The 12403-nt window shown below is 69.7% G+C and carries 18 protein-coding genes; 5 read left to right on the forward strand and 13 right to left on the reverse strand.

The genetic code is table 11. The annotated features are described in order from the left end of the window. Positions 1–22 precede the first annotated feature (22 nt). The 5 genes from rpoN to C5F75_RS33670 form a co-directional block, all read right to left on the reverse strand. The gene (gene rpoN / locus C5F75_RS33650; RefSeq protein ID WP_104013355.1) at positions 23–1456 is read right to left on the reverse strand and encodes an RNA polymerase factor sigma-54; all 1434 of its coding nucleotides are present in this window, start codon (positions 1454–1456) and stop codon (positions 23–25) included. Between the two features lie 374 nt (positions 1457–1830). After that, complete coding sequence (locus tag C5F75_RS33655; protein WP_059575031.1) at positions 1831–2145, reverse strand: hypothetical protein; 315 nt, start codon at positions 2143–2145, stop codon at positions 1831–1833. A gap of 45 nt (positions 2146–2190) precedes the next feature. Next, entirely contained in the window at positions 2191–2502 is a 312-nt protein-coding gene (locus C5F75_RS33660) for a hypothetical protein (RefSeq protein ID WP_059575030.1), read from the reverse strand. After that, positions 2499–2747, reverse strand: coding sequence for a hypothetical protein (locus tag C5F75_RS33665; protein ID WP_059575210.1), 249 nt, complete (start codon positions 2745–2747; stop codon positions 2499–2501). Before C5F75_RS33665 ends, C5F75_RS33660 begins: the two co-directional genes overlap by 4 nt. A gap of 217 nt (positions 2748–2964) precedes the next feature. Next, positions 2965–3267: a hypothetical protein gene (locus C5F75_RS33670; RefSeq protein WP_059575029.1), complete on the reverse strand. Its 303-nt coding sequence runs from the start codon at positions 3265–3267 to the stop codon at positions 2965–2967. 157 nt (positions 3268–3424) lie between these two features. Here C5F75_RS33670 and C5F75_RS33675 point away from each other — a divergent pair, with 157 nt between their 5' ends. The 3 genes from C5F75_RS33675 to C5F75_RS33685 all read left to right on the forward strand — a co-directional run bounded on the left by C5F75_RS33675 (position 3425) and on the right by C5F75_RS33685 (position 4777). Next, positions 3425–3679 carry a hypothetical protein gene (locus tag C5F75_RS33675; protein WP_060310435.1) on the forward strand — a complete coding sequence of 85 codons (255 nt, stop codon included), beginning with the start codon at positions 3425–3427 and terminating at the stop codon, positions 3677–3679. 97 nt (positions 3680–3776) lie between these two features. After that, on the forward strand, positions 3777–4208 hold the full coding sequence (locus C5F75_RS33680) for a CBS domain-containing protein (RefSeq protein WP_104013356.1): 432 nt from the start codon (positions 3777–3779) through the stop codon (positions 4206–4208). Between the two features lie 92 nt (positions 4209–4300). Beyond that, entirely contained in the window at positions 4301–4777 is a 477-nt protein-coding gene (locus C5F75_RS33685) for a PRC-barrel domain-containing protein (protein WP_059575026.1), read from the forward strand. 125 nt (positions 4778–4902) lie between these two features. On the opposite strand, the gene C5F75_RS33690 is transcribed toward C5F75_RS33685, so the two are convergent. Next, on the reverse strand, positions 4903–5382 hold the full coding sequence (locus C5F75_RS33690; RefSeq protein WP_059575025.1) for a response regulator: 480 nt from the start codon (positions 5380–5382) through the stop codon (positions 4903–4905). 230 nt (positions 5383–5612) lie between these two features. Between C5F75_RS33690 and C5F75_RS33695 the strand changes: the two genes are divergently transcribed. After that, the gene (locus C5F75_RS33695) at positions 5613–6284 is read left to right on the forward strand and encodes a UdgX family uracil-DNA binding protein (RefSeq protein ID WP_104013388.1); all 672 of its coding nucleotides are present in this window, start codon (positions 5613–5615) and stop codon (positions 6282–6284) included. Further along, positions 6281–7573 carry an Nramp family divalent metal transporter gene (locus C5F75_RS33700; protein WP_059637154.1) on the forward strand — a complete coding sequence of 431 codons (1293 nt, stop codon included), beginning with the start codon at positions 6281–6283 and terminating at the stop codon, positions 7571–7573. The genes C5F75_RS33695 and C5F75_RS33700 overlap by 4 nt, the downstream gene beginning before the upstream one ends. Positions 7574–7659: 86 nt before the next feature. On the opposite strand, the gene C5F75_RS33705 is transcribed toward C5F75_RS33700, so the two are convergent. From C5F75_RS33705 to C5F75_RS33735, 7 genes are all read right to left on the reverse strand, one after another. Beyond that, on the reverse strand, positions 7660–8271 hold the full coding sequence (locus C5F75_RS33705; RefSeq protein WP_059575023.1) for a DUF892 family protein: 612 nt from the start codon (positions 8269–8271) through the stop codon (positions 7660–7662). 59 nt (positions 8272–8330) lie between these two features. Next, a complete protein-coding gene (locus C5F75_RS33710; protein ID WP_060310438.1) occupies positions 8331–8945 on the reverse strand; it encodes a DUF4142 domain-containing protein in 615 nt (204 codons plus the stop codon). Positions 8946–8979: 34 nt separating this feature from the next. Next, entirely contained in the window at positions 8980–9837 is an 858-nt protein-coding gene (locus C5F75_RS33715; protein ID WP_104013357.1) for an SDR family oxidoreductase, read from the reverse strand. A gap of 128 nt (positions 9838–9965) precedes the next feature. After that, a complete protein-coding gene (locus C5F75_RS33720; protein ID WP_104013358.1) occupies positions 9966–10532 on the reverse strand; it encodes a hypothetical protein in 567 nt (188 codons plus the stop codon). Between the two features lie 61 nt (positions 10533–10593). Next, positions 10594–10893 (reverse strand): DUF2795 domain-containing protein, encoded by a 300-nt coding sequence (locus C5F75_RS33725; RefSeq protein ID WP_034209262.1) that lies wholly within the window; start codon positions 10891–10893, stop codon positions 10594–10596. Positions 10894–10921: 28 nt separating this feature from the next. Continuing rightward, positions 10922–11950 carry an SDR family oxidoreductase gene (locus tag C5F75_RS33730; RefSeq protein ID WP_104013359.1) on the reverse strand — a complete coding sequence of 343 codons (1029 nt, stop codon included), beginning with the start codon at positions 11948–11950 and terminating at the stop codon, positions 10922–10924. A 30-nt stretch (positions 11951–11980) separates the two neighbouring features. After that, on the reverse strand, positions 11981–12385 hold the full coding sequence (locus tag C5F75_RS33735) for a BON domain-containing protein (RefSeq protein ID WP_059575206.1): 405 nt from the start codon (positions 12383–12385) through the stop codon (positions 11981–11983). Positions 12386–12403: the final 18 nt, after the last annotated feature.

The following is a 12403-nucleotide window of genomic DNA, read 5'->3' on the forward strand; positions in this document are numbered from 1 at the left end:
CGTGGTTGGAACAATGAGGCCGTCACGCGGCGTCGCGGCGCCGCAGGTCGGCCGGCGGAATCTTCATCGCCTGGCGATACTTGGTCACCGTCCGACGCGCAAGAAGAATGCCGCGGCCCGCGAGATTTTCGGCGAGCGCGACGTCGGACAGCGGATCGGTATGCCGCTCGGCCGCGATCATGTCGCGGATCAGCACCTTCGCGGCGGAGGCCGAGCACACGCCCTTGCCGGCCGCCTCGAGCTTGCGCGGGAAGAAATGCTTGAACTCGAACGTGCCGTGCGGCGTGGCCATGTACTTGTTGCCGGTCGCGCGCGACACGGTCGATTCGTGCAGGTCCAGTTCCTCCGCGATATCGCGCAGCACCAGCGGCTTCATCGCGATCTCGCCGTAGCGGAAGAAATCGCGCTGCCGCGCGACGATGCATTCGCCCACGCGCTGGATCGTGTCGAAGCGCTTCTGCACGTTGCGGATCAGCCAGCGCGCTTCCTGCAATTGCTGGCCGAGCGGCGAATCGCGCTCGCCGCTCGATTGCGCGAACAGCGTCGCATAGCGCTCGTGCAACCGCGCACACGGGAGCACGGCCGGATTGATCGTGACGATCCATTCGTCGCGCACCTGACGCACGATCACGTCGGGCACCACGTAGTCGCCGCGCGTGCTGCCGTAGTGATTGCCGGGGCGCGGGTCGAGCCCACGCACCAGCGCGCAGGCGGCCTGCAGCGTCTGCTGATTGCAGCCGAGGCGCCGCTGGATTTCGGCCGTCTCGCGGCGCGCGAGCCGCTCCAGATGCTCGCGCGCGATCGCTTTCGCTTCCGCGAGCGCCGGCGTGCCGGCCGGAATCGCGTCCAGTTGCAGCACCAGGCATTCGGATAACGAACGAGCGGCGATACCCGGCCGGTCGAGCATCTGCACGAGCCGCAGCGCGACCGCCAGATCCTGCTCCGACAGCAGCCACGCGGGATCGGCGGCGACCAGCAGTTCAGGGAGTTCCTGCCGCAGGTAGCCGTCGTCGTCGAGCGCATCGATCACGAGGCGCGCGGCCTCGCGATCACGTTTGTTGAGCGGATAGAGCCGCAGCGCATCGTGCAGTTGCTGATGCAGCGACGGCTCGGCGGCCATCCATTCGCCGGGCGACAGCCCGTCGGTGTCGTCGCCCTGGCGGCTCGTGCCGCGCGGCGCGGGCGCGGCGGTAAACGGCACCTCGCCGTTCGGCGGGCGCATTTCGTCGCGCTCGGGCGCCGTTTCAGGCGCGGCCGCTTCGGTCGGTTGCTCGGGGGTGGCGGCAGCGGTTTCGTCGTCGCCCGGGCCGTCTTCGAGAAACGGGTTCATGTCGAGCGCCTGACGCAATTCCTGTTGAAATTCGAGCGAGGACAACTGCAGCAGCCGCAGCGACTGCTGAAGCCTCGGCGTGAGTGCGAGATGCTGTCGCATCTGCAGCGCAAGCGAGACGGGCATCAAAAGCCTCCTGACGGTTCGGTTCGGGTGTGTCTTCTACCGAACGTCATGCAGCATCCGTGCCAGCCGCGCGAAGCGCGGCAGGGCGCGGCTCTCGGGGGTTCGCACCCCGTGTCGCCCCGCGCCGGAGCCTGCCTTTTTACAAGGCCGGGGCAAGTTTGGGGGCACGTATTTCGCTCGGGCAAACGCGGCCCCGCCCTGGGCTGACTGCCCGTCCTCATTCGCATCGATGCGGTCGCCCTACGACCGGTCGAGTAAAGCGATCGACGATTCGGGCAGATGGCGCCGGATGCTCGTGCGGATTCGCCATCGCGTTGCCCCGGCCGCATCGCGGTGCCGCATGCCGTGGCGCGGCGCCACACCGCAACGTCCTGTCAGTACTGCATCGGCGGCGGCGTGCCCGGCAGCGGCCGATCGCCCTGCGTGCCGTTCGGGCCGGGCGGCGGTGCGTCGACCGGTTCGCCGACGGTTGCGCCCGGCGGCATCGTGTTGCCCGGTGACGGACGCGTGTCGTAGCGCGTGTTCGCGTCCGGCATCGTCGTGGTCGATTGCGCGCCGCGGCCGTCGGGCGGCGCGGGCGGCGCCGCGCGCGTGCCGTACGGGCCGCCGGCCGGTTGCGTGCATGCGCCCAGCGCGCACGCGGCGGCCAACGCACACGCGCCCACGCGGATCGTCTGGATCGTGTTCATCGAATGCTCCTCCCATGGCTGCGGGCCGCGCCGTGGCGGCGCGGCTCAGAGCCGGTTGAAATGGAAATCGCCCGCGTACGCGGTCGGTGCGCGGCGCGCCATCATCGTGTCGAATTCGGCCGCGACGCGCGCGAGCGTGCCGCGTTGCCGGCCGACGTCGGCCCGTTCGAGCGCGGCGAATGCATCGCCGTCGAACGTCACGGTCAGCGACGCCGGATGGCCGTCGACGCGAAAGCCGATATGCAATGCGCCGGCCGGTTGCTCCTCGACATGGAACGGGATCGCGCGCGCCTCGAAATGGCGGCCCAGCGTTTCGGCGATGTCGCGCAGCAGGCCGGGTTTCACGCGGATGCTCATCGCAGGCCCTCCCTTGCCGGTGTCGTTCGCGACGCCGCGCTCACCGGCGGCGCCCGCACCGGCGGCTCGCGCGACGGCGGATCGCGTTCCGGCGGCGCATGCCCGGGCGGATCGCCCTCCGGCTGCCGGTACGGCTCGGGCATGTCCGGCGGCACGTCGTCGGGGTCGGGCGGCTCGGGGTCCGGCTCGATGTCGGGAAGCGGCGGTTCGGGCCGTTGCAGCCACTGCGCGGGTTCGTTTTTCATCGGCAATTCCATCGTTGCGGGATTCGGTCGGGATCGGCGCGACAGCCGCATGGCGAGGATTCGCAAACCGCATGCCGTGCGGCCGGGCCGCCCGCACACGGAGATCGCACGGGGACCGCGCGGGAATCGATACGCGGGCGGATACACAGCCGCGCGGTCCGGCGCGAAGCGCCATGCCTTCGCTACACCGTTCGCTGAAAATCTTGCAAGCGCGCCGCTACGCGTCATAGGCGGCCATCACCAGCCACAGCTCGCGGCCGTCGTCGCGCACGCGCGCGGCGAGCGCATACGGATCCGACGGCTCGCACGCCCGCTGCAGCGCGAAGCGCGCGGGCTCGGTCGCGCCGAACGTCTCGTCGCCGAGCGGCCGCACGTCGGCCTTGCCTTCGAACATCCGGCGCTCGGGCCGGTAGATCAGCGGCTCGCGCTTCCACGTATCGAAATGGCTTTTCACCGAATCGAATCCGCCCCCGCATACGTTGATCTCATAGCGCACGCCTGGTCGTCGTTTCGGAATCATCGTCGTGCCTCCGCTTGATGTGTGCGCAGCAGACACGCCGTCGCGCCTGCGTCGTCATGGTCGTCTGCCTCGCTGCGGCAAGTCGCGTGCCGGGGGGCGAACCGGGAACGCCGGTTGCGACACCGGCGCATCATCGTCACCGATACGGAGCACCGTCATGAAGGATTCGACCCGGCCCGGCCAGAACGCACCGGCGCACGAGCGGCAGCCCGACCCGCAACCGCCGCTGAAGGATCAGGACCGCACGCGCACGCGCCATTCCGAACGGCATATCGACAAGCAGCTCGAGGACACGTTTCCGGCGAGCGACGCGCCCGCGACGGGCGGCGTGACGCGCATCGAACCCGACACGCCGCCCGGCACGCACGACGACGGGCCGTGGCAGGACAAACGCGATCGCGACGACGCGTGACGCGGCGGCCGCGCGCACGGCATGTGCTTTGCTGAATCGCGGCGGCCGCATCGGCCCATTGCTACACACTGCTACACCTACCCGCAAGGAGAATTGCATGCATCGCGTCAACGAAATCATGTCGCTGGACGTCGTGCGGATCTCGCCGACCGACTCGATCCGTCACGCCGCCCAACTGATGGAGCGCTACGACATCGGCGCGCTGCCCGTGTGCGACAACAACCGGCTGGTCGGGATGGTGACGGACCGCGATCTCGCGGTGCGCGCGATCTCGGCTGGCAAGCCGCCGGAGACGCGAATCCACGAGGTGGCGTCCGGCCCGATCGAATGGTGCTTCGACGACGATTCGCTGGACGAGATCCAGCACTACATGGCCGACGCGCAACTGCGCCGGCTGCCCGTCGTCGATCACGACAAGCGACTGGTCGGCATGCTGTCGCTCGCCGACATCGCGACGCGCACGGCGAGCCCCGAGCGCGACGACGTGGCGAACACGCTCGAAGGCGTGTCGCAACCGAAGCAGACGTGACGAAGCGATTCCAGCTTCGCCCTGCCCACCCCGCGCGACCCGCAGGGCCCGCTCCCGGGCACGGTCGCGCCCCACGCAGCCTGGAGGAAACCATGCAGACTTCCAATCAAGGTCAGACCCGCATCATCGGCAAGGGCGCCGCGACGGCGGCCGGCCCCGGCCCCGACGTGATGGCGGCCGATACGCTGGAAGGCGACAAGGTCTATACGACCGACGGCGACGACGTCGGCAAGATCAAGGACATCATGCTCGACGTGCGTTCCGGCCGCATCGCGTATGCGGTGCTGTCGAGCGGCGGCATCCTCGGCATCGGCGACAAGCTGCACGCCATTCCGTGGAGCGCGCTGACGCTCGACACCGAGCGCAAGTGCTTCCTGCTGTCGGTGTCGTCCGAGCGGATTCGCAACGCGCCGGGGTTCGACAAGGACCATTGGCCGGCGATGGCCGATCCGCAATGGGCCGAGCCGCTGCACGAGTTCTACGGCAGCACGCCGTACTGGAGTGCCGGCGACGAGCTCGGGCTCACCGACCCGACCGAGGACCTGAACGATCCGCGCGGCCGCCACTGAGCGCGCCACGACGTGGCGCCGCAGCGCCGGCGCCTTTGATGCGACACGCCCCGCTCCGCGCGGGGCGTTTTTTTGTCCGCCGGGCCGTGCCGGCAGGTGCCGCACCCCACGCGCCGCCCGCCTTTTTACAAGGGGCGTGTAACGTCCCCGTCCGGCTTCGCGGCACCGCCGCTTGCCGATTCGAGGTAGCCCAGCAGCCGGTGCGGCGTCAGCGGCTTCGCGCAATGCGCGTCGAAGCCGGCTTCCTTCGCCTGTTCCTGATCCCGCCGCGACGCGAGCCCGCTGCACGCCACCAGCAGCATGTCGGCCGTTTGCGGATCGCCGCGCAGTCGCGCCGCGAGTTGCAGCCCGTCGAGGCCCGGCATCGCGATGTCGAGCACGACCGCGAACGGCTGCCAGTCGCGCGCGACGTCGCACACCGCGAACGGATCGTCGGCAACCCGGCACTCGAAGCCGCGCGCCTCCAGCAGCAGGCGCAGCGCATCGGCCGCTTCGCGATAGTCGTCGACGACCAGCACGCGGCGCGGGCGGCGCGGCACGCTGTCGGGCGCGCGCCACAGCAGCACGTCGTCGGCGGCCGGATCGTCGCCGGGGTCGGGTTGCATCGTGCTTCTCCTGTCGTTGGACCGGTTTGCCAAGCAAGGCGCGCGCCCATATCGACCGAGTGCGGCATGCCGGTTGCTGTCTCTTTCGCATCGCCGACACAGGAGTCTTTCGTGCGCACGATGCGGCTTCCCGCGCCCGCTCTTCCCTCCGCCCGTGCGGCAGCACGCGCGCCGGCATGTTCCGCGCAACCGCGGCGCGCCGCTTGCCCGGCCCGGGCCAGGGGCGCCGCATGACGCGCAAACCGCCCGCGCGCCCGGCATCCACGCCGCCGCCGACCGACGACGATACGCCGGCCACGCTCGGCGCGTGCCGCCGCTGCACGCTGTGGGAACACGCGACGCAGCCCGTGCCGGGCGCCGGGCCCGTCGACGCGCCGATCATGCTGGTCGGCGAGCAGCCGGGCGACCAGGAGGACCGCGCGGGCCTGCCGTTCGTCGGCGCGGCCGGCCGCATGCTCGATCGCGCACTCGACGAAGCCGGGATCGAACGCTCGCACGTCTACCTGACGAATGCGGTCAAGCACTTCAAATGGGAGCCGCGCGGCAAGCGGCGGCTGCACAAGACGCCCGCGCAGCGCGAAGTGGCCGCGTGCCACTACTGGCTCGAGCGCGAGCTCGAAGCCGTACAGCCGCGCGTGGTGGTCGCGCTCGGCGCGACGGCGCTGCGCGCGGTGCTGCAGGACAACGACGCGACGCTCGAGCGCACGCGCGCGCCGGTGCGCACCGAGGACGGCCGGCTCGTCGTCGCCACCTATCATCCGTCGTACGTGCTGCGCACGCGCGGCGCCGATTCCCGCGAACACGCCTACCGCACACTGGTGGACGCATTGCGCACGGCGTCGCGCCTCGCGCGCGAGCGGCGCCACGGCGGCGGCCGTCCGTCGCACGGGGACGCCGGATGAGCGGACTCGACGAAGGCGCGCGGCCGGCGGCCGAAGCGCCGCCGCCCGCCGCGAAGCCGTGGTACCGGCGGCTCGGCCCCGGCCTGCTCGCGGGCGCGTCGGACGCCGATCCGAGCAACGTCGCCGTCTACGCGCAGGCCGGCAGCCAGTTCGGTTTCAACATGCTGTGGATGATCATTGTCACGCTGCCGATGATGGTCGCGGTGCAGCTCGCGTCGGCATTCATCGGCCGGCGCAATCGCGAAGGGCTCGTGGCCGGCATCCGCGAGCATTTTTCCGATCGCGTCGCGAAGACGCTGATCGTGATGGTCGTGATCGTCAACGTCGTGAACGTCGGCGCGGATCTCGCGGCGATGGGCGATGCGACGGCGCTCGTCGTCGGCGGCCGCAGCTACTGGTATGCGCCGCTCTACGGGATCGCGTCGCTCGCGTTGCAGGTGCTGCTGTCGTACGAACGCTATGCGCGCTGGCTGAAATGGATGACGCTCGGCCTGATCGCGTACGTGCTCGAACTCGGCTTCGTGCATATCGACTGGGCCGGCCTGCTGCATGCGATCGTGCTGCCGCAGATCGCATTCACGCATGCGTATGCGACCACCGCGGTCGCCGTGCTCGGCACGACGCTGAGCCCGTACCTGTTCGTGTGGCAAGCCGCGCTCGAAGTCGAGGAAACCACGGCCGAGCAACAGGACGGCGAGCGCAGCACGCGCCGCGAGACCGAGCGGCGCATTACGTTCGACACGTGGACCGGCATGATCGTCACCAACGCGGTGTCGTTCTGCATCATGGTGATCGGCTCGGCCGTCTTCTTCGCGCGCGGCCGGCACGACATCGGCAGCACCGCGCAGGCCGCGGAGGCATTGCGGCCGATCGCCGGCGAAGCCGCGTTTCTCGTATTCGCGTTCGGCATCGTCGGCTGCGGGCTGCTCGCGATTCCCGCGTTCGCAGGCAGCGCCGCCTACGGGTGCGCGGAAGCGTGGCGGTTCCGCGAAGGGCTGAACGAGCCCGTGAAGCGCGCGCCCGCGTTCTACACGGTGCTGGCGCTGTGCGTGATCGTCGGCATCGCGATCTGCTTCGGCCCGATCGACCCGATCCGCGCGTTGTACTGGAGCGCGGTGCTCAACGGCATCGCAGCGGTGCCGATGCTCGTGCTGGTGATGCTGCTGTCGCGCAAGCGCGATGCGGCCGGCCAGCCCGGCAGCGGGCCGGTGTCGAAACTGTTCGGCTGGCTGGCGGTCGTGCTGATGGCGGCGGCGGTGGCGACGATGATCGTCGATCTGCTGACGTGATCGATGGAACGGAGATGAACGAGGTTGCGTGCGCAACCGCTTGAACCGGCAAGCGGGCGGCCGCGCCGCCCGCTTGGCCCGCGACATTACATCATCTTGCCGCGCGAGCGCTCGGCACGCGCCGCATCGGCGGCGGACTCCACCTTCTTCACTTCCTCCGGCGGCGGGAGCACCGCCTTGAAGCCCATCGACTCGATCCACATCTCGCGCGCCCAGCCACGCGTGTGATACAGGTGATGATCCTCGTCGGCCTCGACTTCATCGTGCGCGGCCTTCAACACCTTCGCAGCGTTACTGTCGGGCAGTTGATCTGCCGCGTAGCCGATCAGCTCCCAGTTCAGGTGGTCCTTGGTTTCGGCCAGCACCACGCATTCGGCCGCGACGACTTGCGCAACCGCCGGGTCGGCCTGCTTCTTCGCCTGCTCGATCACCTGCACCAGCGACTTGCCGGTCGCCGCCACCGCGGCGCGCCCCGGCGACTGCGTATCCGGGTCGAGGCCGAGCGTTTCGAATACCTTGCGCAGCACCTCCTGGTGATGCAGCGTCTCCCGATGGTACTTCTCCCATTCCTTGTGCAGGTCCTCGTCGGTCGCGCACTGGAGCGCGGCCTCGTAGATCTGCGCGCCACCAAGCTCGGTCTCGTATGCCTGGCAGAGCAGTTCGAGGATACCTTCGTGCTTCGATTGCCGTTGGGCCATGACTGCTTCTCCGAAAAAGCGGGCCGCACGTGCGGCCCAGGGGTGGAACCGGGCGCGCGTTATTGCGCGCCCACCTTGCGTGCGACCGTTTCCGCCATGCTCAGGTGATGCTTGAGCGTCGGCAGCGTGGATTTCGCGAACGCGCGCAGTTGCGCGTCCTTGCCGTCGCGCGCTTCGTCTTCGAACAACGCGACCGCCTTCTTGTGCGCATCGGGGCCGGCCGCCGCGAGATAGGCGGTGTCGAAGTCGTGCCCGCGCTTGCCGCGCAGCGCCTCCACGTCGGGGTCCGAGATCGTGTCGACCTGCGGCTTCATGCCCTTGCGCGCGGCGATCTCACTGAGCTTCGCGTTCGCCTTGCCGTGGTCCGCGACCATCCGTTTCGCGAATGCCCGCACGTCGGCCGACTGCGCCTGCTTCAGCGCGAGCTGGCTGGCCTGCACTTCCGCCTTGCCGGCCATCGCGGCCTTGTCGACGAATTCCGCGTCGGCGCCCTTCGGCGCTTTCGCGATGCCGGGGTCGCCCGCGGCGCCCGCGCCCGACGACGGATTGATCACACCGCCCGGCACATGCGAATTCGACGCGGGCGGCTCGCTCGGCATCTGCGCGCGGGCGAGCGCCGACACCGCGAGCACGCCGGCGGCGAGCGCCGCGATCGTCCAGTTGGGTTGTCTCATCTGCTTTCTCCTGGTACTTGCGTGGAAACGGCCATCAGCCGCCGACGATCGAGCCGCCGTTCGGGTGCAGCGTCTGCCCGGTCATGTAGCTCGCGCCTTCCGACGCGAGCAGCACGTAGCAGCCGATCAGTTCGTCCGGCTGGCCCGGCCGCTTGAGCGGCACGTTCGAGCCGAATTTCTCGACCTGCTCGGGCGTGAACGTCGACGGAATCAGCGGCGTCCAGATCGGCCCCGGCGCGACCGCGTTCACGCGGATGTCGCGCTCGGCCAGCTCGATCGACAGCGAGCGCGTGAACGCGACGATCGCGCCCTTGGTCGCCGAGTAGTCGGGCAGCTTCGGACTGCCGCGATACGCGGTGACCGACGCCGTGTTGACGATGCGGCCGCCCTGCTTCATGTGCGGCAGCGCCGCCTGCGTGCAGAAGAACATGCCGTACACGTTCGTGCGGAACGTGCGTTCGAGCTGTTCCTCGGACACGTCCTCGATGCCGGGCTGCGGATGCTGCTCGCCTGCGTTGTTGACGAGCACGTCGAGCCGGCCGAGCCGCTCGACCGTGCGCGCCACCGCGTCGCGCGCCTGCCGGCGATCGCCGACGTCGCATGCGATCGCCTCGCAACGCCGGCCGGCCTGCTCGATCAGCTTCTTCGTGTGCGCGGCATCGTCGGATTCCTTCAGGTAGACGATCGCGACGTCCGCGCCCTCCTTCGCGAAACCGATCGCCACGGCGCGGCCGATCCCGCTGTCGCCGCCCGTCACCAGCGCGACCTTGCCCGCGAGCTTGCCGCTGCCGACGTATTCGGCCGCCTCGTCGCGCGGCTTCGGGTGCATGCCGCGCTCGGTGCCCGGCTGATGCGACTGCTTCTGCGGCGGTGGAGTCTGTGCGGTGGTCATGTGTTCCTCCTTGAACGAATGCCGTCGATGCTGCGCAAGCGGCGTGCCACGCGCGGCGCACGCCGGCCCGCGCGCGCCGGCCGGGTTTCGACGGTGTGCTTTGCAAGCGCTTGGAAAAAAGGGCGTATTCAGCGCGGCACGTCGGATGGCGCTTCGTCGGGCCGGCGCACCGGATCGAAATCGCGCCATTCGCCGTTCTGCCAGTCGCCCTCGACGCGCTCGATCGACTTCGCGCCGGTCGCGCGCAGCACGTCTTCGGCGGCCGTCGCAGTGTCGGGCGTCACGCGCGCGGCGAGGATCACGCCGGTTTCGCTCTGCGCGAGCGTGCCCTTGCCTTCGGCCTGCTCGCCGCGCATCCGGCCGAGCGCGCCGCCGAACGCGCCGAGATAGGCGCCGGCCAGCGCGCCAGCGGCCGGCACGACCCAGTAGCGCAGGCCGACCGCATACACGATCAATCCGGCCACGACGCCGATCAGCAGCCCGCGAATCGCGCCGATCATCGCGCCGCGCCCGCCCGGTTTCGCCGCCGTGTCGGCATACACGTCGCCGCCGATCGGGAAGCGCGCGTGCTGGCCGCCGGGGTTCAGGAAGAAGATCGACACGTCGTCGGGCCCGAACGCGCGCTCGTAGAGGTGACGCGCCCCACCTTCCGCTTCATCGAACGTCGTGAAACGGCCTGCGACGATCATCGCCATGGTCGTGCTCCTCGTGATGGGTGCGCCGCGCGCTCGCGCACGCGGCGCGACGGGGCGGCGCTTACATCAGCCGCCCGAGTTCCTTCGATACCGATGCGGGCGTGTCGTACTCGCGCTCCGGGATCTTGCGCAGCATGTCGAGCACCTCGCGGTCCGCATGCGCGCGTTCCGCGCACTGCACGACGTCGGACTTGCTCGCCGGGTAGTCCATGCCCTTGAGCGCCTTCTGCACGTCGACGGGGCTCGGCGGCTTGCCGTGGCCCGTCTGATGGCCGCCCTTGTCGTGGTCCTGCTGCGTGCGCTCGCCTTCGTGCGCACGCGAGTGGCTGTATTCGTGGCCCGTATGTTGTCGGGATGTCATGAAAGCCTCCTTGGAAAATGAACGAAAATCACGCGGACGGACGGCGTGCGCGCGCGAACGCGGCAAACATCAGCGCCGCCGCGCCGAGCGCGACCGCGCCGGCAACCTTCGGCCGCTGCACCACCGTGTTGTACGCACAGCTGCGCAGCACGGGGCCTTCCATGCCTTCGCGCTCGTGCAGCGCATGGCGCGAGTCGTACAGCGCGTTGTCGTCGCGCGGCCGCGCGGGCCGCACCGTGCGCTGGCCGCGCGAGAACAGCGTGGCCGCGACGCGATCGAACAGGCGCGGCGCGTGGTACGCGCTCGCCGACGTGAACTTCGCGGCGCCGCCGACGAACAGCGTGCGGCGCGGATGCGCGGCCGCGAACAGGATCGCGTCGGCCACCAGGTCGGGGTCGTAGATCGGCGGCGGCAGCTTCGCCTCGACGTTCATGTAGTTCTTCGCGTGCATCACGAACATCGTGTCGATCGCGGCCGGCTTGATCAGCGTGACGGAAACCGGCAGGTGGTCGGCCTCCATCTCGAGTCGCAGCGAATCGGTGAAGCCCTTCACCGCGTGCTTCGATGCGACGTACGCGCTTTGCAGCGGCACCGGCGCGTCGGATGCCTCGCTGCCCATGTTGATGACCGCGCCGCCGTGGAAATCGCTCTTGCGCCGGAAATGGTCGGCCGCGACGAGCGAGCCGTGCACGACACCCCAGTAGTTGGTGTCGAACAGCCGGCGCTGATCCTCGAGCGGCACCTGGGCCGCCGTCCCGAAGATCGACACACCGGCATTGTTGACCCAGGTGTCGAAGCCGCCGTACGTATCGGCCGCCGTCGCGGCCGCGCGCTGCAGATCCTCGATGTTGCCGACGTCGCCGGCGACCGGCACCGCGAGGCCGCCGTGCTGGCGAATTTCCTCGCACAGCGTGTTCAGCGCGTCCTCGTTGCGTGCGAACAGCACGAGCTTCGCGCCCCGCCGCGCCGCCTTGCGCGCGGTGACGAGACCGATGCCGCTCGTCGCGCCGGTAATCACGATCGTCTGTTCGCCGACCGGTTTGAGCATGCAGTTCATCGCTGGACTCCTGTGACGGTCGACGCGCGGTTATTTGGGCCGGATGGTCAACTGGTCGCGCACGTCCTGCACGCCGTCGACCTGCTTGACGACGCCGACGGCCTGCGTGCGCTGCTGCTCGTCGGGCACGCTGCCGGTGAGCGTCACGGTGCCGTGCCGGGTCTTCACGTGGATGTCGCCGGCCGACAGGCCGCTCGTGCCGACGAGCTCGGCCTTCGCCTTGGTCGTGATCGTCGCGTCGCGGATTTTCGTGCCGGTGCTCGAACGCGACGACGACGTCGACGACGATGCGGCGCCGTCGTCGCCGGCGGCGACCGCGTTCGGCGCGACGACCATGCACGCGGTGGCCGCGGCGATCGCGACCGCCATGCCGGTGCGCAGCGCGCGTTGACGGCGGATTCGCGGGGAGCGGGCTGGTAGCGGGGATACCTTCATCGTGACCTCCTTTTCGTC

Source organism: Burkholderia anthinoferrum, assembly GCF_002925705.1.
GTDB lineage: Bacteria > Pseudomonadota > Gammaproteobacteria > Burkholderiales > Burkholderiaceae > Burkholderia > Burkholderia semiarida.